We start from the raw sequence: 20,248 nt of genomic DNA, 5'->3' as shown, positions 1-20,248 counted from the left end.
CGGGATGCACTCGGAGTAGAGTGGCCGCATGAGCACGCAGATCGCCCTCAGGCTTTCCGACGAGATGGTCGCAGAGCTCGATGCTCTGGTCTCCGCCGGTGCCGCTCCCAGCCGGACGGCTCTGGTCTCCGTCGCGATCGCCCGCGAACTCCGTCGGAGGGCAGCCGAGCACGACGCAGAGATACTGAATACGCAGGGTGCGGGCGACGATCTCGATTCGCTCGTGGACTGGACCGTCGGTCACATCGTGATCGAGCGCTGACGGTGCGCGAGATCTGTCTGGCGCGGCTCGACAAGACCCGCCCAGTGGTGATCCTCACGAGAGATGCCGCCCGCCCGGCGATGACGAAGGTGACGGTGGCGCCGATCACCTCCACGATGAAAGGTTTGAGCAGCGAAGTTCCGGTCGGGCCGACCAATGGTCTCGACCACGAGTGCGCGGTGTCGATCGACAACCTGATCACGATCCCCGTCTCTGCCCTGGGACGCACGATCGGGTACCTCTCCGAGAAGCAGGAGGTGCAGCTCGCGACCGCTGTGATGCTCGCTTTCGACCTCGATCTGCCCCTCCAAGGATGATCGCCCTGATCTGCTCTGAGCGGAAGGGCTTCCGCGGGTGCCGCGATCCTGGTGACATGGGTCCATGACGCACGTGCTGATCCTCGGTGGAACGGGCTGGCTCTCCGGGCGCATCGCCCACCGGTGGCTGGATGCGGGGGCGACGGTGACCTGTCTCGCTCGCGGTGGGCGCCCCGCGCCGGACGGTGCCGTGCTCGTGCGCGGAGACCGCGACGATCCCGAGGTGTACGACCGGCTCGCGGGCCGGGAGTGGGACCACGTGGTTGACATCTCGTCGCAGGCATCACACGTCGAGGCCGCCGTCGAGGCTCTCGGCGAGCGTGCCGAACGGTGGACCTACGTGTCATCCATGTCGGTGTACTCCGACGACGAGACGATCGGTGCCGACGAGTCGGCACCGCGGCATCCGCCCGCTCGCCCCGGCGACGAGTACGAGTACGGACCGCAGAAGGCGGCGGCCGAGGACGACGTGGGCGTCCTGGGCGATCGCGCGCTCATCGTGCGGCCGGGGCTCATCGTCGGCGACGGCGATCCCAGTGATCGATTCGGCTACTGGGCAGCGGCGTTCGCGCGGGCGGGTGCGGAGCCGGTGCTGCTGCCGCCGCTCGACGGGCGGAGCGCACAGGTGATCGATGTGGACGATCTCGCCGACTTCATCGCCACCGCCACCGTGAGCGGGCCGGTGAACGCGATCGGGGACGAGCATCCCCTCGGCGACGTGTTGCAGGCTGTCCGGTCGGCCGCGGGGCACACCGGCGAGACCGTGGTCGCCGAGGAGGAGTGGCTCGTCGCACACGAGGTCGGGTACTGGGCGGGGCCGAGATCCCTGCCGCTGTGGCTCCCGCCGGAGATGACGGGCTTCATGACCCGGTCGAATACCGCCTACCGCGATGCGGGTGGACGGCTGCGGCCGCTGAACGACACCATCCGGTCCGTCGTCGCCGATGAGCGAGAGCGCGGGGTCGACCGCGACCGTCGTGCTGGACTCACCCGAGCGGAGGAGCGGGCCCTCCTGGCCGATCGATAGACGCTTCTAGCCGATCGCTAGACTCTGAGCAGTGACACGGGGTGCCGCATCCGCGGCTGAGAACAGACCCGTCGAACCTGATCTAGTTCGTACTAGCGAAGGGATGTCGCGATGAGCGATTTTCTGCGTCCTGATTCCACCACCGATCTGCCCGGTGCCGCCGCGGCGCTGTGGGGGGTGCTGCGCGAGACGCCCCCGCTGACGCACTGCATTACCAACACCGTCGTCACCGGGTTCACCGCCAACGTGCTGCTCGCCCTGGGTGCCGCCCCGGCCATGGTCGACATCGTCGGGGAAGCCGAGATGTTCGCCGGCGTCGCCTCCGGTGTGCTGATCAACCTGGGCACGCCGACCCCGGAGCAACGCGCGGCGAGTCTCGAGGCCGTGGCCGGAGCCGCGGCATCCGGCACTCCCTGGGTGCTCGACCCGGTCGCCATCGGGGCCCTCCCGATCCGTACCGCCCTGGCGCACCGGCTGGCCGAACTTCGACCGACGGCGATCCGCGGCAATGCCTCCGAGATCCTCGCGCTCGCCGGCCTCAGTGCGGGTGGGCGCGGAGTCGATGCGACGGACAGCACGGATGCCGCCGCCGATGCGGCCGCTGCGCTCGCGCGAAACACGGGCGCCGTGATCGCGGTGTCCGGTCCGGTCGATCTCCTCACCGATGGGGAGCGGGTGCTGTTCCTCGCGAACGGCCACGAGCTGCTGACCCGGGTCACCGGCGGGGGCTGTGCTCTCGGGGCCGTGATGGCCGCATTCCTCGGTGCTGCGCGGAACACCGGACACGACGCGCTCACGGCCGTCGCCTCCGCGAGCCTCGTCTACACGATCGCTGCGGAGCGCGCGGCCGCGGTCTCGAACGGTCCCGGCAGCTTCGCCGTGGCACTGCTGGACGCACTCGCCTCGCTGGGGCCCGCCGACGTGATCGCGGACGCCCGTGTGGAGGCGGGTGCGCTGTGAACGCCGATCTCTCCCTCTACCTCGTCACAGATGCGGAGCTCTGCGGGGACCGCGGTGTGGTCGAGACCGTCCGCCGCGCTGTGGACGGGGGCGTCCGCATCGTGCAGCTTCGAGACAAGAGCGCATCCGACGCCGAGACGGTCGACCAGCTCGTCGCGCTGTCGCAGGCCATCGACGGCCGCGCACTGCTCGTCGTGAACGACCGGCTGGATGCCGCGATCGCCGCCCGCGCCCGTGGTGCGCGCATCGACGGCGTGCACCTGGGACAAGGGGATGCGTCGGTGCTGCGCGCGCGTAAGGCTCTCGGACCGGATGCGCTGATCGGCCTCACCGCGAACACCCCCGAGCACCTCGATGCCGTCCGCGCCCTGCCCGCGGGAACCGTCGACTACCTGGGCGTCGGCGTCATCCGCCCGACCTCGACGAAGCCGGATCATCCCGAGCCCCTCGGCGTGGGAGGGTTCCGCGACTTCGTGGCGCGCAGTCCGCTCCCGTGCGTGGCGATCGGCGGTGTCGGCATCGAGGACACCGAAGCCCTCCGCGATGCCGGTGCCGCCGGCCTCGCCGTGGTCTCGGCGCTGTGCGCGGCGGAGGATCCGGCAGCGACCGCCGAGGAGTTCCGGCGACGGTGGCGCGCCGGCACCGTGCCGCGGGTACTCAGCATCGCCGGGAGCGACCCTTCGGGCGGGGCGGGCGTCCAAGCCGACCTCAAGTCCATCGCCGCGAACGGCGGATACGGCATGGCCGTCCTGACCGCGCTGACCGCGCAGAACACGCGAGGTGTCCGGGCGGTGCACGTGCCGCCCGGGGACTTTCTCCGAGCTCAGCTCGATGCGGTATCGGACGACATCGTGATCGACGCCGTGAAGATCGGGATGCTCGCCGAGACGGAGGTGATCCGCGCAGTGGGCGAGTGGCTCGACCGGGTGCGTCCGCCCGTCGTCGTGCTCGACCCGGTCATGGTCGCGACCTCGGGGGACAGGCTCCTCTCTCCGGATGCCGAGGCCGAGCTGCGCGGTCTGCTGGGCCGGGCGACGCTGGTCACCCCGAACCTCGCCGAGCTCGCGGTGCTGACCGACCGGGACATCGTCGACTGGGCCGACGGCATCGTCGCCGCGGAGGAGTTGTCGGCTGAGATCGGTGCCGCCGTGCTCGTCAAGGGCGGTCACCTCACGGGCGACGAGGCTCCGGACGCGCTGGTCGACGCGCGTCGCGGCCTTCGCCAGGAGTTCACCGGACCGCGCATCGTGACGGCGAGCACGCACGGCACGGGCTGCTCGCTCTCCTCGGCGCTGGCCACGCTGTTGGGCCGGGGGAGTGAGCCCGAGGAGGCGGTGCGCCAGGCACGCGCCTGGCTCCGTGAGTCCCTCCGGGCAGGGGATGGGTTGCGCGTGGGGCGTGGGCACGGTCCGATCAGTCATTTCGCCGGTCTCTGGGATCGGGGGCGCACAGCGACGCGACCGGAGGCGACCGACATCGCCGCGGACTGGTGGCAGGAGGTCGCCGGCATCCGTGCAGGGATCGACGAGCTGCCGTTCATCCGCGCGCTCGCCGACGGCTCTCTCGAGCGCACGCCGTTCCTGTCCTACCTCGCGCAGGACGCGCTGTATCTGCGCGACTACGCCCGGGTGCTGGCCGAAGCCGCCCGCCTCGCGCCGACATCGGCGGAGCAGGCATTCTGGGCGGAGTCCGCCCACGGCTCGATCGTCGGCGAACTCGAACTGCACGCGTCGTGGCTGACCCCGTCACAGGGGGTGAGCGCGGCGACATTCGCGGCGGACCCTTCCGCGGTGACCACGGCGTACCTCGATCACCTGCGGTCCGTCGCATTCGGCGGTGACTACGGCGAGATCGTCGCCGCAGTACTCCCGTGCTTCTGGCTCTACACGGACCTCGGCCGGCGTCTGCACGCGGGAGAGCTCGGCGAATACGCGACGGATCCGCAACATCCGTACGCCTCGTGGCTCGCGACGTACGCCGACCCCGCATTCGAGCGGGCGACCCGGACGGCGATCGAGTACGTGACCGCAGCTGCCGCGGCGGCGGATGCCGGCACCAGGGCGAGGATGCGGCGGGCCTTCGTGTCGTCGAGCGCGCACGAGCTCGCCTTCTTCGCCGCACCGCTGGAGTCGTCGCTCCCTCGATGACGAGCCGGATTTGCGGTGGCTGCCGAGGCCGCGCTACTGTCGCGACATGCCTTCGGCCGCCACCGCTTCTTCGACGCTCGCTCCGAGCGTCATCGCTGTGCGCCGACGCCGCGGCCGCCGACTGTAGGCGACCCCGCCCTCCTGCCCGCGCCCGCGCGGCGGTCGAGAGCCGGTGTCGCCGCCTCCGGCCCCGCCCCCGGTCCTCCTTTCGAGGAAGGACCCGACCGTTAAGGTAGAAGCATGACGTATTCCGTCGCCGTCTCCGGCGCATCCGGCTACGCAGGCGGCGAGATCCTACGCCTCCTGGCCGACCATCCCGACATGGAGATCCGCACCGTCACGGCGCATTCGAACGCCGGACAGCTTCTCGTCGACCATCAGCCGCATCTGCGTTCACTCGCGCACCTGACCCTGCAGGACACGACGCCGGAGATCCTCGCGGGTCACGACATCGTGTTCCTCGCGCTTCCCCACGGGCAGTCGGGGCAGTACACCGATGCGCTGGGTGACGCGCCGCTCGTGATCGACGCGGGCGCCGACCACCGCCTCACCTCGGCATCGGCCTGGGATGCGTTCTACGGCGGTGCGTTCCACGAGCCGTGGACGTACGGCGTCCCCGAGCTCCTGGTCGACGGCGTGAAGCAGCGTGAGCACCTCCGCGGGGCGACGCGCATCGCCGCCCCGGGCTGCAACGCCTCCACGGTGAGCCTCAGCCTCGCCCCGGGCGTCGCGGCCGGAGTGATCGACCCCTCCGACATCGTCTCGGTGCTGGCGGTCGGGCCGTCCGGAGCCGGCAAGAGCCTGAAGACGAATCTGCTCGGCAGCGAGATCCTCGGCACCGCGAACCCCTATGCGGTCGGCGGTACCCACCGGCACATCCCCGAGATCCGTCAGGCGCTCGCCGCGGCGTCCGGGGCGGATGCCGCGGGCATCCGCATCTCCTTCACCCCGGTGCTCGTGCCGATGTCGCGGGGGATCCTCGCCACCTCGACCGCGCCGATCGTCGAGGGCACGACCGACGCGCAGATCCGCGACGCCTGGCAGAGCGCGTACGGCGACGAGACGTTCGTGCAGCTGCTGCCGGAGGGACGATTCCCGCGCACGGCCGACGTGCTCGGCGCCAACACCGCGCTCATCGGCCTCGCGATCGATCGTGCCGCCAACCGCGTCACGGTGGTCACCGCCGTCGACAACCTCGTCAAGGGCACCGCCGGCGCTGCCATCCAATCCATGAACATCGCGCTGGGTCTCCCCGAGAACCGCGCCCTCTCAGTGAACGGAGTCGCGCCGTGAGCGTCACCGCCCCCGCAGGATTCGAGGCGGCTGGAGTCGCCGCCGGCCTGAAGTCCACCGGCAAGCCCGATGTCGCCGTCGTCGTGAACCGGGGGCCGCGTAAGGTCGGTGCCGCCGTCTTCACCAGCAACCGCGCCAAGGCCAACCCGATCATCTGGTCGCAGCAGGCCGTCGCCGACCGCATCGTCGAGGCCGTGGTGCTGAACTCCGGCGGGGCGAACTGCTTCACCGGCGCCTTCGGGTTCCAGACCACGCACCAGACCGCCGAGAAGGCCGCCGAGCTCCTCGGAGTGAGCGCCGGTGACGTGCTGATCTGCTCCACCGGACTCATCGGCACCGGAGACGAGACGTTCCGGCAGCGGGTGCTCGCGGGCACGGAGCAGGCGATCGCCGCACTCAGCACCGACGGCGGCGACGCCGCGGCGCAGGCGATCATGACCACCGACACCGTGGCGAAGACCGCCGTGATCAGCCGCGACGGCTGGACGATCGGCGGCATGGCGAAGGGGGCGGGCATGCTCGCTCCCGGCCTCGCCACCATGCTCGTGGTGATCACGACCGACGCCGTCCTCGAGCCGCTGCAGGCCGACGAGGTGCTGCGCCGCGCGACGGGGCAGACCTTCGACCGGCTCGACTCCGACGGCTGCATGTCGACGAACGACCAGGTCACGCTGCTCGCCAACGGCGCATCCGAGATCGTCCCCGACCTCGACGACTTCGCCGCGGCATTGACCGAGCTGTCGCAGGAGCTCGCGGTGAAGCTGCAGGGCGATGCCGAGGGCGCGAGCCACGACATCACCATCGAGGTGCAGCATGCGGTGTCCGAGCAGGACGCCGTCGAGGTCGGCCGGTCGGTCGCGCGCAACAACCTCTTCAAGGCCGCGATCTTCGGAAACGACCCGAACTGGGGCCGTGTGCTCGCCGCGATCGGAACCACGAACGCGCAGTTCGACCCCTACGACGTGGACGTCTGGATGAACGGCGTGCGCGTCTGCACCGAGGGTGGCCCCGACCGTCCGCGTGAGGAGGTCGACCTGACGCCGCGCGCCACGCACCTCGTGATCGACCTCAAGGTCGGGGATCAGACCGCCACCGTGCTCACCAACGACCTCACCCACGACTACGTGCACGAGAACAGCGCGTACGCCTCATGACCGACATCCAGGACACTCCTGCCGAGGTCGCCGCGCAGAAGGCCACCACGCTGATCGAGTCGCTGCCGTGGCTGAAGAAGTTCCGTGACCAGATCGTCGTGATCAAATACGGCGGCAACGCGATGGTGTCGGAGGAGCTGCAGGACGCCTTCGCTCAGGACATCGCGTATCTCCGCTACGTCGGAGTGCTGCCGGTCGTCGTGCACGGCGGCGGTCCGCAGATTTCGAACATGCTGCAGAGGCTCGAGATCCCCAGCGAGTTCAAGGGCGGCTACCGCGTCACCAACACCGAGGCGATCAGCGTCGTGCGGATGGTGCTCACGGGCCAGGTCAACCCGCAGCTCGTGACCAAGATCAACTCGCACGGTCCGATCGCGACCGGCCTCAGCGGGGAGGATGCCGGGCTCTTCGGCGGCCGCCGCCGCGGCGTCGTGATCGACGGCGAAGAGGTCGACCTCGGCCGCGTCGGCGACGTCGTGGAGGTCGATCCGACGCCCGTGCTCGATCACCTCGCGGCCGGCCGCATCCCGGTCGTGTCGAGCATCGCCCCCGACCTCGACCACCCGGGTCAGTCGCTCAACGTCAACGCGGATGCCGCGGCCGCCGCTCTCGCGGTGTCGCTGAACGCGCGCAAGCTCGTGATCCTCACGGATGTGCCCGGCCTCTACGCCGACTGGCCCAACCGTGACTCGCTCGTCTCGCACCTGACCTCGGAAGCCCTCATCGAGATGCTGCCGAAGCTCGAGTCGGGGATGATCCCGAAGATGCGCGCCTGCCTGGACGCGGTCGAGGGCGGCGTCGATGCGGCGGCGATCATCGACGGGCGGGTGCCGCATTCGGTGCTCGTCGAACTTTTCACCAGCAAGGGAATCGGGACCGAAGTGGTCCTGGGAAAGAATGAGGTGACGGCATGACCGTCTGGCAGGACGACGCGGCACGCGATCTCGTGCTCAACGCAGGGGACCGGCTCGCGATGCTGGTCCGCGGTGAGGGCTCGCACGTCTGGGACGCCGACGGCCGACGCCACCTCGACTTCCTCGCCGGCGTCGCGGTGACCTCCCTCGGGCACGCGCACCCGGTCTTCGTCGAAGCCGTCTCGAGGCAGGCGGCCACGCTCGCGCACGTGTCGAACTACTTCGCGACGCCGCCGCAGCTCGCCCTCGCTGCTCGCCTCAAGCGCCTGGCCGGTGCCGGCCTCGACGGTCGGGTGTTCTTCTCGAACTCGGGCGCCGAGGCCAACGAGGCCGCGTTCAAGCTCGCGCGTCTGCATGGCGGCACCGAGCGTCCGCGCATCCTCGCGCTCGAGAACGGCTTCCACGGCCGCACCATGGGGTCGCTCGCGCTGACCGCGAAGGTGTCGATGCGCGCGCCGTTCGAGCCGATGCCCGCGGGTGTCGAGCACATCCCCGCCACGATCGAGGCTTTGGAGGCGGCGATGGACGACCGTGTCGCCGCGATCATCGTGGAGCCGATCCAGGGTGAGGCCGGTGTCGTCGAGCTGCCGGCGGGCTACCTCGCCGCCGCCCGCTCGCTGACGCTCGCGCACGGTGCGCTGCTCATCCTGGACGAGATCCAGACCGGCGCCGGTCGTACCGGCGCGTGGTTCGGTTTCAGCCATGAGGGCATCACCCCCGACGCCATCACGCTCGCGAAGGGCATCGGCGGCGGCTTCCCGATCGGCGCTCTGGTCACCTACGGGGCTGCCAGCTCGCTCTTCACCCCGGGGTCGCACGGCTCCACCTTCGGGGGCAACCCGCTCGCGACCGCGGTCGCCGACGCGGTGCTCACCGAGATCGAGAGCGCGGGTCTGGTGGAGAACGCGGCGCGCCGCGGTGCGGAGCTGCGCGAGATTCTGCTCGGCATCGACTCCCCGTTGATCGACGGAGTCCGCGGCCGTGGCCTCCTGGTCGGTGTCGCGCTGACCGAGCCGGTGGCCGGTGCCGTCGTCGCCGCAGCGCAGGAGCGCGGGCTCATCGTCAACGCCGCCAACCCCGAGACCGTACGCATCGCACCGGCTCTCACGATCGGCGACGCCGAGCTCGCCGAGTTCCGCGAGCTGTTCACCGCCGCTCTCGCCGACGTCCAGGCCTCTGTTGCCGGAAAGGTATCCGCATGACCCGCCACCTGCTGCGTGACGACGACCTGACGCCCGCCGAGCAGGCCGAGATCCTCGATCTCGCCATCGAGCTGAAGAAGGATCGGTGGGCCGACAAGAGCCTGGCGGGTCCGCAGACGGTCGCGGTGATCTTCGACAAGTCCTCCACGCGCACCCGCGTCTCGTTCGCGGTGGGCATCGCCGACCTCGGCGGTTCCCCCCTCATCATCTCGACTGCGAGCAGCCAGCTCGGCGGCAAGGAGACGCCCTCCGACACCGCGCGGGTGCTCGAGCGCCAGGTCGCGGCCATCGTGTGGCGCACCTATGCGCAGTCCGGGCTCGAGGAGATGGCGGCAGGCACGCGCGTCCCCGTGATCAACGCACTCTCGGACGACTTCCACCCGTGCCAGCTGCTCGCCGATCTGCTGACGATCCGCGAGCACAAGGGCGAGCTGAAGGGGCTCACGCTCACGTTCCTCGGTGACGGAGAGAGCAACATGGCGCACTCCTACGCGCTCGCCGGCGTCACGGCGGGCATGCATGTGCGGATCGCCTCTCCGGAGGACTACGCGCCCCGCGCGGATGTCATCGAGGCCGCCGACCGCCGTGCCGCCGAGACGGGCGGTTCGATCACGCTGTACACCGATCCGGTCGAGGCCGCGGCCGGTGCCGACGTCGTGGTCACCGACACCTGGGTCTCGATGGGTAAGGAGGAGGAGAAGCTCGCGCGCATCCGCGACCTCGGCGGCTACAAGGTCACTCCCGAGACGATGACCCTCGCCGACCCCGAGGCGATCTTCATCCACTGCCTCCCCGCCGACCGCGGCTACGAGGTCGACTCCAGCGTGATCGACGGCCCGCAGAGCGTGGTCTGGGACGAGGCCGAGAATCGGCTGCACGCGCAGAAGGCGCTCCTGGTCTGGCTGCTCGGCAAGAAGGACGCGTGATGAGCGAATCGACGCACGAAGGCACCAACGAGGGCGCGCTCTGGGGCGCGCGCTTCGCCACCGGGCCGTCGCCCGAGCTGGTGGAGCTCAGCCGTTCGACGCACTTCGACTGGATCCTCGCGCCGTATGACATCGCCGGCTCCCACGCGCACGCCACCGCGCTCGAGGCGGCCGGGTACCTCGAACCCGACGAGGCGCGACGCATGCACGAGGGGCTGGATGCCGTGGCCCGCAAGGTCGCCGACGGCACCCTGCGCCCTGTACCGACCGATGAGGACGTGCACGGCGCGCTCGAGCAGGCGCTGATCGCCGAGCTCGGTCCGGAACTGGGTGGTCGCCTGCGTGCCGGTCGCAGCCGCAACGACCAGATCGCGACGCTGGTGCGCATGTACCTGATCGACCACGCGCGGGTGATCGCCCGCGACATCCTGCGGGTGATCGACGCGCTGGTCGCTCAGGCCGAGGCGCACCCCGACGCCATCCTCCCCGGGCGCACGCACCTGCAGCATGCGCAGCCCGTGCTCCTCGCCCACCACCTGCAGGCGCACGGCTGGCCGCTGGTGCGCGAGCTCGAGCGCCTCGTGGACTGGCGTCGTCGTGCCGGTGTCTCGCCCTACGGCGGGGGAGCGCTGGCCGGCTCGACGCTCGGTCTCGACCCCGCGCTCGTCGCGACGGAGCTGGGCCTGGACCGCCCGGCCGAGAACTCGCTCGACGGAACAGCCGCGCGTGATGTCGTGGCGGAGTTCGCCTTCATCACGGCCATGACCGGTGTCGACATCTCGCGCCTGTCCGAGGAGATCATCCTCTGGAACACCCGCGAGTTCGGGTTCGTCACGCTCGACGACGGGTACTCGACGGGTTCGAGCATCATGCCGCAGAAGAAGAACCCCGACATCGCCGAACTCGCCCGTGGCAAGTCCGGCCGTCTCATCGGCAACCTCTCCGGGCTCCTGGCCACGCTCAAGGGACTCCCGCTCGCGTACAACCGCGATCTGCAGGAGGACAAGGAACCCGTCTTCGATTCGGTGCAGACACTCGAGGTCGTGCTCCCCGCTTTCGCCGGCATGGTCGCGACGCTGCGTTTCGACACCGAGCGGATGGCGGCGCTGGCACCGCAGGGCTTCTCCCTCGCGACCGATGTCGCGGAGTGGCTCGTGAAGCGGCGGGTGCCGTTCCGTGATGCCCATGAGATCTCGGGCGCCCTCGTGCGCGCGTGCGAGGAGCAGGGGATCGGGCTGGAAGACGCGTCCGACGACCTGTTGCTGTCGGTTTCGCCGCATCTGGTGCCGGAGGTGCGCGAGGTCCTCACGATCGAGGGGTCGGTCGCATCGCGGACCGGTGTCGGCGGGACCGCCCCGGTGCGGGTCGCCGAGCAGCGAGCGGAACTCGTCGCCCGCGCTCAGGCCGCCGCCCACGCCCTCGGCTTGTAGTCGGTCGCGACGATCCACCGAGGGACGGACGATCCACCGAGTAATTCATCGAATTCCTCGGTAGATCGTCTCTTCCTCCGCGGATCGTCGTCCACCGGAGGCGGTTCCTTCCTCGTCGACGACTACCTGGGCCGGGGCAGACGCCGAAGCGCACCGCCGATGGCGGCCTTCACGCTCGGCCAATCATGGACGATCTGCGCGTAGTCGAAGCGGAGCGTCTCGTATCCGAGTCGGGAAGCCATGGCGTCCCGCGCTCGGTCACGGTGACGGTGTGAGGACGAGCCGTGATTCTCTTCGCCGTCAGCTTCGAGGATCAGCCTCCCCGCGACGACGAAGTCGACTCTCCCGACACCGTCGATCGTGATCTGGCAGTCCAGACGAAGACCGAGCAGATGAAGTCGCAGGCGAAGCAGGGATTCCAGGCCGCTGTCCGCGTCGGATCGCGCCAGATCGATCAGCCATCGCGCGGTGCGAGGGAGCGCTGCTCTGATTCGTGACCGGCCGGCAGAGGTGAGGGCTCCCAGCCGCCACGCCGACTCATAGGCCGCGAAGAAGGCCTCGTCACCGGCGCAGCGTCGCAGATGCAGCAACGCCGTCTCGACGGGTGCCGAGCCCAGCGGTGGCGTCCCTCGGTAGTAGTGCGAGACGCACGTGCAGTGCGGATGCCGTAGTGCATGCCGGTCTGGCCCGAGCCAGACGTGCGGGGCGTCTTCGGTGGGAAGCACCCAGATCCCGTACGTCCGCAGCACACTCACGCAGGTCAGAGCACCGCCGTGCTCGATGGCCGAGCGGACCTGTGCGCTCAGCGGACCGATCGCGAAGACACCGTCGCGCACTCGCTCGATCTCGCCGCGTCCGACCGACGACGCAAGCGTCTGCCGAGAGAAGCCGAGAGCCTGCAGCCTCTTTCCCTGTGCGATGCCGCCGAGGTGTCTGATGGTGTCTGTCACTGAGAGCATCCGTCCACGATGGGGGACGCGACATTCCGAAGCTCACTCGCCTTCCGGTAAGTGTGGGCAATCTGTTTCGTAGTCCGGCTGTGCAGACATGACGGAGTGGGGTGTGGTGACGATCCTCCGAGGACCTGACGATCCGCCGAGGTCAAGCCGGTGATTTGCCCGCAGAACGTCGGTGCCTCGGCGGATCGTCGCGCCGGTCAGTCGCGGACGGCGGCCTTCCGAGTTCAGTGCAGCTCGGCGTCGGCAGCCGACCGTTCCCATCGGGTGAACCGCACGGTGAGTCCGGCGCGGGTCGGCGCGGCGAGGAACGGCCCGGCGGATGCCGCAGCCTGGCCGTCGAACGGAGCGACGCGCACCAGCCGCCACGGTTCATCGTCGGCGCGCGCCCGGACGATCACGGCATCCGCCCACCGGCTCACGCGCACCGTGATCTCGCGGTCGTGCCACTCGTCGACGAATCCGACCGACCAGTCGGATCCTCCGGCGGTGACGACGGCACCGAGCCCGAGATGATCGTCGGCGTACTCGAGGCCGGTCTTCACCCAGTGCTCGTCGTCGATACGCACGAAGACCCCCGCCTGGTCGAACTGGCCGTCCCACGGTGCACGGAACGACACCTCCATCGCCTCGCCCACAGCGAGCGGGGCAAGCAGAGCGTGCTCGGTGTCGTGCACGAATCCATATGCGGTGTGCCGCCAGGCGTCGCTGCCTTCGACGGCGGTGACGTCGAGGTGCTCGGCGTCCTCCACGGCGGCAGGGGCATGGGTCCAGGTTCCTTCGGACCATGCAATCATGCTTGTAGAAGGCATTTTTCCAATCCATAACCTAATAACGCATATATCTACAAATATTCGTGATAAGGTTATCGCATGGTCATAGCCGTGATCGCAGACATCGTGGGATCCCGGGAGCTCGGGGATCGTGGAGCGGCGCAGCGCGTGCTGGACGAGACCATCGCGCAGGCCGAGACCGACCTTCCCCTGGCCGTTCAGCCGTTGACCCCCACGGTGGGAGATGAGCAGCAGGGCGTCTACCGGGAACTCCGCGATGCGCTGACCTCTCTCTTCCTGATCCAGCTGCGGCTGCCCGATGGGATCGCCTTCCGATTCGGCATCGGCGTGGGGGAGGTGCGCGCCGTCGCCTCCGTGCACGGCGAACTGGCCGACGGGCCCGGCTGGTACGCCGCGCGAGCGGCGATCGAGACCGTGCACTCCCGTGAGCAGCGCGCCGTGCCGCGGACGCGCACCTGGATTGTCGGAGCGCCGGGGCAGGATGAGGTCATGGCTTCGACGATCGCGGTCTCCAACGCCTATCTGCTCGCGCGTGACGAGCTGGTGGGAGCGATGAGTGCGCGCGAGCGCCGACTCACCTACGGGCGCCTGGTCGGCCGATCGCAGCAGGAGCTCGCGGAGCAGGAGGGCATCTCCCAGCCGAGCATCTCGAAGTCGCTGCGACGCGCCGGATCCGCCGCGCTCATCGAAGGACTCGCCGCGCTCAGGGAGGAGTCGGCATGATCCTCGCCGGGTTCATCCTGCTCGCCATCGGAGCCGCAGACCTCGTGCGGCAGTTCGTTCCCCGTCGCTGGATCGGATATCTGGCCGCTGCTGTCGTGCTGCTGCTGCTCGGCAGCGTCAGCGACGCTCTGCTGCCGATGATCGCCGCGCTCGTGGCCGGCGCGCTCTGGATCTGGTGCATGCCCGACGATCGACCGTCGCGCGCGGGATTCTGGCCGGCCGTCGTCCTCGCCCTCGTCGTCGTGGGAGCTGTGATCTGGACGGGTGGGCGGGCGCATGCCGGCCTCATCGGCGCGGTGTGGCAGCTGCGTTCGCCGTTCGGTGAGGTCACGTTCGATCTGGCGATCCTGGTGCTCGGAGTGACGGCGTTCCTCTTGGAGTCCGCGAACCTCGTGGTGCGTGCGGCTCTCGACGGCGAGCACACCTGGCGTCCGGCGGAGCAGATCGCGGAGCCCGATTCCGGCTCTGACGACGCATCCGTCCCCGAAGCCGCATCCCGCGCCACGGAACCGCATCCGACGGTCGCCGGACCGACCGACGATCAGCCGTCTGCGGTGGCGACCGCCCCCGACCCCCGAACCGGTTTCCAGGGCGGGCGACTGATCGGCCCGCTCGAGCGCATCCTCGTCCTGATCCTCACCCTCGCCGCGGCGTACCCGATCCTCGCGGCGATGCTGGCGGCGAAGGGCATCGTCCGCTTCCCGGAGATCTCGCGCGACGGCGAGACCGGCGCCAGGGCCGAGTACTTCCTCGTGGGGAGCCTCGTCAGCTGGGTCATCGCCCTCGGCGCAGCATTCCTCGTCTGGTGGGCGGCGCACAGCTGACGGCGGGTCAGTCCAACGATCGGTACCAGTCCAGCTTCTCTGCCAGACGCCGTTGCTGCGCGAGAACCTCGGCGAGCTGTTTCTCGACGGTCATCGCGTGCTCCTCGAGAAGCGCGATCCGCTCCGGGATCGTGTCCTCGCGCTGGCAGAGTCGACCGTAGCGGCGCAGGCGTTCCACCGGCATGCCGGTCTCGCGGAGGCACTTGAGGAACTCTAGGAGTCCGAGTTCGGCATCGGTGTACGCGCGATGTCCGCCGGCCGTGCGCGACACCGCGGGCAGGATGCCCTCGCGCTCGTAGTACCGGAGGGTGTCGATGCTGAAGCCGGACCGGGCCGCGGTCTCCGCCGGAGTGTACGTCGTCATGAGCAGAGCATAGGGCTTGACCTGGAGCGCGCTCCAGGTTGCACAGTGAAATCATGACCAACCTGAACACCCCTGTATCCCCGCTCGTTCTCGGAGCGATGTCCTTCGGAACGCTCGTCGATGAGGAGACCTCTTTCGCCCTGCTCGACCGCTTCGTCGAACGCGGCGGCATCTGGATCGACACCGCCGACTGCTACAGCTTCTGGGCCAGTGAGACGGGGCACGGAGGGGCCTCCGAGGCGGTGCTCGGTCGCTGGCTCGCAGCGCGACCGGGTGCACGCGCGCAGGTCCGTATCTCCACCAAGGTCGGCGCCGAACCCCTCTGGCCCGGATCCTGGCCCGAGCGCCGGACCGGACTCTCTCCGCGCGCGATCCGCGCTGCGGTCGAGGGGAGTCTCGAACGCCTGGGCGTCGACAGGATCGACCTGCTCTGGCTGCACCAGGAGGATCGGGCGGTCGCGATCGAGGACACGGTGGACGCTCTCGCGGAGCTCACCGCCGACGCCACGGTGAGCCGGGTCGGTGCCTCCAACCACCCGGCCTGGCGCATCGAGCGCGCCCGTGCGCACGCGAGGTCCATCGGAAGCGTGCCCATCGACGCGTTCGAGTTGAACAGCACGTACCTGCGCACGCGTCCGGGGACGCTTCCGCCCGGCGTCGCTCACCCCTTCGGTGTGCTGAGCGATGAGCAACGCGACTTCGCCCGGGCGAACGGGATCGAGATCTGGGCGTACACCCCGCTGCTGTCCGGCGCTTACGACAATCCGGCGAAGGCCGTGCCCGAGGTGTACGACCACCCCGGGACTGCACGTCGGCTCGCGGTGCTGGACGAGATCGCGGCGGCGCGGGGTCTCGGCCGAGGGCAGGTCGTGCTGGCGTGGCAGCTCGCGCGCGGCATCCGTCCCATCCTCGGCGGCAGCAAGCTCGATCAGCTAGATGTGGCGCTGGATGCTGCGTCGATCTCCTTGTCCGCCGAGGAGATCGAGCGTCTCGACGAGCCGGTCTGAGGCGATTCGGTGCTGCTGTGCGCTGATAGCCTGGAACGCGTGTCAACTCCCGCTCTGACGACCGCACCCCAGGCGATCGACCCCACGTTCGAGAACGTGTGGGACGAACTCGTGTGGCGTGGCCTGGTCCAGGTGTCCACCGACCAGGAGGCGCTGCGCGCCCTGCTCGCGGGAGACCCCATCACGTATTACTGCGGGTTCGATCCGACCGCGCCGAGCCTGCACCTGGGCAACCTCGTGCAGCTCCTGACGCTGCGTCGCATCCAGCTTGCCGGGCACAAGCCTCTCGGCCTGGTCGGTGGTTCCACCGGTCTGATCGGCGACCCGCGTCCGACAGCGGAGCGCACTCTCAACACGCGGGAGACCGTCGAGGAGTGGGTGGGACGTCTGCGCACGCAGGTCGAGCGCTACCTGAGCTTCGAGGGCGACAACGCGGCCCGTATCGTGAACAACCTCGACTGGACGGCGCCGCTGAGCGCGATCGACTTCCTCCGCGAGATCGGCAAGCGCTACCGTGTCGGCACGATGCTCAAGAAGGATGCGGTCGCCGCGCGTCTGAACTCCGATGAGGGCATCAGCTACACCGAGTTCAGCTACCAGATCCTGCAGGGGATGGACTTCCTCGAGCTGTACCGCCAGTACGACTGCGTGCTGCAGACGGGCGGGTCCGACCAGTGGGGCAACCTCACCAGCGGGACGGACCTGATCCGCCGCGCCGAGGGAGCGTCGGTGCATGCGATCGGCACTCCGCTGATCACCAACAGCGACGGCACGAAGTTCGGCAAGAGCGAGGGCAATGCCGTCTGGCTCGACGCCGAGATGTGCAGCCCCTACCGGATGTACCAGTTCTGGCTGAGCACGGCGGACGCCGACGTGATCGAGCGCCTCAAGGTCTTCACGTTCCTGAGCCGAGCGGAGATCGAGGAATACGCCGAACTCGTGGCGACGGAGCCGTTCCGTCGCGCGGCGCAGAAGCGTCTCGCGCTCGAGGTGGTGGCGACCGTCCACGGGGCCGATGCGACAGCCGCGGTGATCGCGGCATCCGAGGCGCTGTTCGGGCAGGGTGATCTGACCGCGCTCGACGCGGCGACGCTTCGCACCGCGCTGGAAGAGCTTCCCAACGCGACCGTCGCGTCCGGCACTGCGGTGGTCGAGGCTCTGGTCGCGACCGGCCTGGTCGCCAGTCTCTCCGAGGCGCGGCGTGCGATCACGCAGGGCGGCGTCACGCTCGACGGCAGTCGTGTCGACGACGATGCCGCCACGGTCCAGGGAACTCTTCCCGGAGGAGTGTCCGTGCTCCGCCGCGGCAAGAAGACTCTCGCCGGCGTCTTCCTCGGCTGAGCCTTCGCTCTTCGGATAGCAGAGCCGCATGCCCTTCACTCCCAGTCACGCGCTCGTCGCGCTGCCGTTCATCCGTACGCCGTTGGTGCCCGCGGCGATCGCGATCGGCGCCATGACCCCGGATCTGCCGCTGTTCGTGCGCGGTGTCGGGCTGAATTACTCGTTCACCCACACCTTCGGCAACATCCTGTGGACGGCACTGCTCGCCTTCGTCCTCTTCCTCCTCTGGCGCGTGATCCTGCGACCGGCGGTGCCGGAACTCGCGCCGCTATGGCTGGCGCGCCGGTTGCCGGAGGATTGGAGTGAGGGCGGTGCGGAAGCCGCAGGACGAGCCGTCGGTGTGGGCGAGAAGCGCGGGTACCCGGTGTTCCTCGCGGTATCTTTCCTGATCGGCGTGGCCTCGCACATCGTCTGGGATCTCTTCACGCACGAGGATCGCGCCGGCGTGCAGCTGCTCCCCGGTCTCGATGCGATGTGGGGTCCGCTGCCCGGATTCAAGTGGCTCCAGCACGGGTCGAGTGTGATCGGCCTGCTGATCATCGGCGTCTGGGCGCTGCTGTGGCTGCGTCGGCGGGACGCGCGAGCGGATGTCACGCAGTCGCTGCCGCAGGGGCTGCGCATCGCGTGGTGGGTCTCGCTTCCGGTGATCCTGGTCGCCGCGCTCGTCTGGGGGATCATCGCGTTCGGCCCCATCGACGGCGAGTTCACCGTGCAGCATCTGGCCTATCGGGTCCTGCCTCCGGCGTGTGCCGTGTGGGGTGCGATCACGTTCGTGCTCTGCATCGTGCTGGCGGTTCGCGGGCGTCGTCACCAGATCGGCTGATCCGACCCCCAGGGGTGCGGGGCGTCGAACTCGAGTCCGGTCATCGCCGGTCGCGCGGTGACGAGGGATCTGCCGTCGACCTCGAAGCGCGCGAGGTGCGGGCCGACATCGAACTCGACGTCGTCTTCCGGCTCCCGGCGGCGCGGCATCCCGAGCAGCTCGGCGGCGATGCGGCGGAGCGAGGTGCCGGTGTACCAGGAACCGCCTTCGCGTGCGCGGCGCAGAAGCTGCGTGGTCACCGCAGCGGCGAGCAGGTATCCGGCACTGTGGTCGAGCGCCTGGGCGGGAAGCGTCCCGGGGCGGTCGCCGTCCGGTGACTCGACGAGCGCGATACCGGATGCTGCCTGCACGAGGCTGTCGAAGCCGGCGCGATCGGGATGCTCGGTACCCCAGGCGCTGAGTTGTGCGACGGCCAGGCCCGGATAGCGTTCGGCGAGTACGGAGGGGTTGAGCCCCAGCCGGTCCAGCGCCGCGGGGCGGTAGCCGAGCACGACGGCATCGGCAGCTGCGAGCAACTCGTGCATCTGCGGCGTGCGCGCATCCAGCCGAGCCGATCGCTTGCCGTGACCGGTGTCGAGGTGCTGCCACTCGGGCTCCGGGAGGTGCGGCGGATCGATGCGCAGAACGTCCGCGCCGAGGAGAGCGAGCGTGCGGGTGCACACGGGACCGGCGATCACGCGGGTGAGGTCGAGCACGCGCATACCGGCGAGCGGGAGACGATCGTCGTGCGTCGGCATTGCGCGTTCGGGCCGCCGGTATCGAGGTGTGGGGCCGGTGATGTGTCGGACGTCGAGAAGCGGCGCATCACGAAGCGCTCGATCAATCGCCGGATCCTCGGCGGTCACGGCTACGGCGAGCCCTCCGGCGCGCGTGACCGCTGCGACGGCCTCCGCCGTCGCCCGTTCGTGGAGCGCAGCCCGAACCGCATCCGCGTCGGCGTCATCGTGCACTCCGAGAGCGGCACAGAGAGCGGTTGCGTGATGCGGGTAGTTCCCGTGGGTCCTGATCCATCCGTCCGCAGTCCGCCAGAACCCCGAGTGGGGCGACCACACCGGGGGAGCGACACCGTCGATCGCGAGCACGCGGTCGCTCCGATATGCGGTGGCCACGCGGTGGGGGTCGATGGCCGCGGGGGAGCGGCCGGCGGAGAGCATGGCCGAAGCGACACTCGCCCAGGCGAGTTCGCCGGTCGCCAGTCGAGAGGGGAGCGGGACCGCCGCGTGAGCGTCGGGCGCTCCCTCGGCGGGAGGGAGATCGAGCAGGAGCCTGACCCGATCGAGCAGCGCAGCCCCCGGACTGATGGCCGGGTCATCGGTGGGCGGGCGCATGCCCAGATCGTACTCTCGAGCGGATGCTGCGCCGGAAACCGCGGCTGATCCGGCGTAAAGCGCCTGAGGTGCTGAGTCGACACGCCCGGGCTGTATGCCCCGATTTGCCAGAACCCCGGAACCCACGTAACTTATTACTTGTTCGCCCCACAGGGAAGCGGAGGAGCCAAGAGCTACACCCCCCTCAAGCGGAGAACCACTCCCGATCTACTCTCACTTGAGAGATCAGACGCTTGCGTCTAGGATAGGGAATCCACCTCTTCTGCGGCTGTCATCAGCTGCGCTGCGGATCTCTGATCCGCACGGCGCGCCGATTTGACAAGCGAGACAGGGTGGGTAAGATAGAGAAGTTGCCCTGCGTGCCTGGCTGTGATGGCTGGGTCGTGGGAGCATCCGATCCTTGAGAACTCAACAGCGTGCACTTGTCAAATGCCAAATTATCCTCGTCTAGCTTCG

Annotated in this window: 20 protein-coding genes and 1 riboswitch; of the genes, 16 read left to right on the top strand and 4 right to left on the bottom strand. The window is 69.4% G+C overall.

Annotated elements, in window-relative coordinates; genetic code table 11:
- Positions 1–28 precede the first annotated feature (28 nt).
- The 11 genes from ACWGO6_RS13180 (at position 29) to argH (ending at position 11,632) form a co-directional block, all read left to right on the top strand.
- A complete protein-coding gene (locus ACWGO6_RS13180) occupies positions 29–262 on the top strand; it encodes a ribbon-helix-helix domain-containing protein (RefSeq protein ID WP_136041684.1) in 234 nt (77 codons plus the stop codon).
- A gap of 2 nt (positions 263–264) precedes the next feature.
- A complete protein-coding gene (locus ACWGO6_RS13175) occupies positions 265–579 on the top strand; it encodes a type II toxin-antitoxin system PemK/MazF family toxin (protein ID WP_136041683.1) in 315 nt (104 codons plus the stop codon).
- A 64-nt stretch (positions 580–643) separates the two neighbouring features.
- Positions 644–1,606, top strand: coding sequence for an NAD-dependent epimerase/dehydratase family protein (locus ACWGO6_RS13170; protein ID WP_136041682.1), 963 nt, complete (start codon positions 644–646; stop codon positions 1,604–1,606).
- A gap of 27 nt (positions 1,607–1,633) precedes the next feature.
- Positions 1,634–1,727: riboswitch (TPP riboswitch) on the top strand.
- The gene (thiM, locus tag ACWGO6_RS13165; RefSeq protein WP_452326930.1) at positions 1,718–2,566 is read left to right on the top strand and encodes a hydroxyethylthiazole kinase; all 849 of its coding nucleotides are present in this window, start codon (positions 1,718–1,720) and stop codon (positions 2,564–2,566) included. (Overlaps the previous riboswitch by 10 nt.)
- A complete protein-coding gene (locus ACWGO6_RS13160) occupies positions 2,563–4,713 on the top strand; it encodes a bifunctional hydroxymethylpyrimidine kinase/phosphomethylpyrimidine kinase (RefSeq protein ID WP_136041680.1) in 2,151 nt (716 codons plus the stop codon). The genes thiM and ACWGO6_RS13160 overlap by 4 nt, the downstream gene beginning before the upstream one ends.
- A 240-nt stretch (positions 4,714–4,953) precedes the next feature.
- Positions 4,954–6,006 carry an N-acetyl-gamma-glutamyl-phosphate reductase gene (gene argC / locus ACWGO6_RS13155; RefSeq protein ID WP_136041679.1) on the top strand — a complete coding sequence of 351 codons (1,053 nt, stop codon included), beginning with the start codon at positions 4,954–4,956 and terminating at the stop codon, positions 6,004–6,006.
- Entirely contained in the window at positions 6,003–7,160 is a 1,158-nt protein-coding gene (argJ, locus tag ACWGO6_RS13150) for a bifunctional glutamate N-acetyltransferase/amino-acid acetyltransferase ArgJ (protein ID WP_452326929.1), read from the top strand. The genes argC and argJ overlap by 4 nt, the downstream gene beginning before the upstream one ends.
- On the top strand, positions 7,157–8,074 hold the full coding sequence (gene argB / locus ACWGO6_RS13145) for an acetylglutamate kinase (RefSeq protein WP_091030447.1): 918 nt from the start codon (positions 7,157–7,159) through the stop codon (positions 8,072–8,074). The genes argJ and argB overlap by 4 nt, the downstream gene beginning before the upstream one ends.
- Entirely contained in the window at positions 8,071–9,276 is a 1,206-nt protein-coding gene (locus ACWGO6_RS13140) for an acetylornithine transaminase (RefSeq protein WP_136041677.1), read from the top strand. Before argB ends, ACWGO6_RS13140 begins: the two co-directional genes overlap by 4 nt.
- Entirely contained in the window at positions 9,273–10,202 is a 930-nt protein-coding gene (gene argF / locus ACWGO6_RS13135) for an ornithine carbamoyltransferase (RefSeq protein WP_136041676.1), read from the top strand. Before ACWGO6_RS13140 ends, argF begins: the two co-directional genes overlap by 4 nt.
- A complete protein-coding gene (gene argH, locus ACWGO6_RS13130) occupies positions 10,202–11,632 on the top strand; it encodes an argininosuccinate lyase (RefSeq protein WP_452326928.1) in 1,431 nt (476 codons plus the stop codon). Before argF ends, argH begins: the two co-directional genes overlap by 1 nt.
- A gap of 122 nt (positions 11,633–11,754) precedes the next feature.
- Here argH and ACWGO6_RS13125 read toward each other — a convergent pair whose 3' ends face one another.
- Together ACWGO6_RS13125 and ACWGO6_RS13120 are read right to left on the bottom strand one after the other, a co-directional pair.
- On the bottom strand, positions 11,755–12,591 hold the full coding sequence (locus ACWGO6_RS13125) for an endonuclease domain-containing protein (RefSeq protein ID WP_136041674.1): 837 nt from the start codon (positions 12,589–12,591) through the stop codon (positions 11,755–11,757).
- 224 nt (positions 12,592–12,815) lie between these two features.
- Positions 12,816–13,385 (bottom strand): DUF1349 domain-containing protein, encoded by a 570-nt coding sequence (locus tag ACWGO6_RS13120; protein ID WP_240745039.1) that lies wholly within the window; start codon positions 13,383–13,385, stop codon positions 12,816–12,818.
- A 75-nt stretch (positions 13,386–13,460) separates the two neighbouring features.
- Between ACWGO6_RS13120 and ACWGO6_RS13115 the strand changes: the two genes are divergently transcribed.
- Positions 13,461–14,105: a SatD family protein gene (locus ACWGO6_RS13115; RefSeq protein WP_136041672.1), complete on the top strand. Its 645-nt coding sequence runs from the start codon at positions 13,461–13,463 to the stop codon at positions 14,103–14,105.
- The gene (locus tag ACWGO6_RS13110; RefSeq protein ID WP_452326927.1) at positions 14,102–14,929 is read left to right on the top strand and encodes a hypothetical protein; all 828 of its coding nucleotides are present in this window, start codon (positions 14,102–14,104) and stop codon (positions 14,927–14,929) included. Before ACWGO6_RS13115 ends, ACWGO6_RS13110 begins: the two co-directional genes overlap by 4 nt.
- A 7-nt stretch (positions 14,930–14,936) precedes the next feature.
- On the opposite strand, the gene ACWGO6_RS13105 is transcribed toward ACWGO6_RS13110, so the two are convergent.
- Positions 14,937–15,293 carry a MerR family transcriptional regulator gene (locus ACWGO6_RS13105; RefSeq protein ID WP_136041670.1) on the bottom strand — a complete coding sequence of 119 codons (357 nt, stop codon included), beginning with the start codon at positions 15,291–15,293 and terminating at the stop codon, positions 14,937–14,939.
- A gap of 53 nt (positions 15,294–15,346) precedes the next feature.
- On the opposite strand from ACWGO6_RS13105, the gene ACWGO6_RS13100 reads away from it, so the two are divergent.
- The 3 genes from ACWGO6_RS13100 to ACWGO6_RS13090 are packed head-to-tail and all read left to right on the top strand — an operon-like array spanning position 15,347 to position 18,464.
- Complete coding sequence (locus ACWGO6_RS13100; RefSeq protein ID WP_452326926.1) at positions 15,347–16,300, top strand: aldo/keto reductase; 954 nt, start codon at positions 15,347–15,349, stop codon at positions 16,298–16,300.
- Between the two features lie 39 nt (positions 16,301–16,339).
- The gene (gene tyrS, locus ACWGO6_RS13095; protein WP_452326925.1) at positions 16,340–17,641 is read left to right on the top strand and encodes a tyrosine--tRNA ligase; all 1,302 of its coding nucleotides are present in this window, start codon (positions 16,340–16,342) and stop codon (positions 17,639–17,641) included.
- Positions 17,642–17,669: 28 nt separating this feature from the next.
- The gene (locus ACWGO6_RS13090; protein WP_136041667.1) at positions 17,670–18,464 is read left to right on the top strand and encodes a DUF4184 family protein; all 795 of its coding nucleotides are present in this window, start codon (positions 17,670–17,672) and stop codon (positions 18,462–18,464) included.
- Here ACWGO6_RS13090 and ACWGO6_RS13085 read toward each other — a convergent pair.
- Entirely contained in the window at positions 18,449–19,792 is a 1,344-nt protein-coding gene (locus ACWGO6_RS13085) for a CoA transferase (protein ID WP_452326924.1), read from the bottom strand. The genes ACWGO6_RS13090 and ACWGO6_RS13085 overlap by 16 nt on opposite strands.
- Between the last annotated feature and the right edge of the window lie 456 nt (positions 19,793–20,248).

This window comes from Microbacterium sp. NPDC055665, from assembly GCF_053618035.1.
Note: the sequence above shows the minus strand (reverse complement) of the source record. Positions and strands in the feature narration are given on the sequence as shown.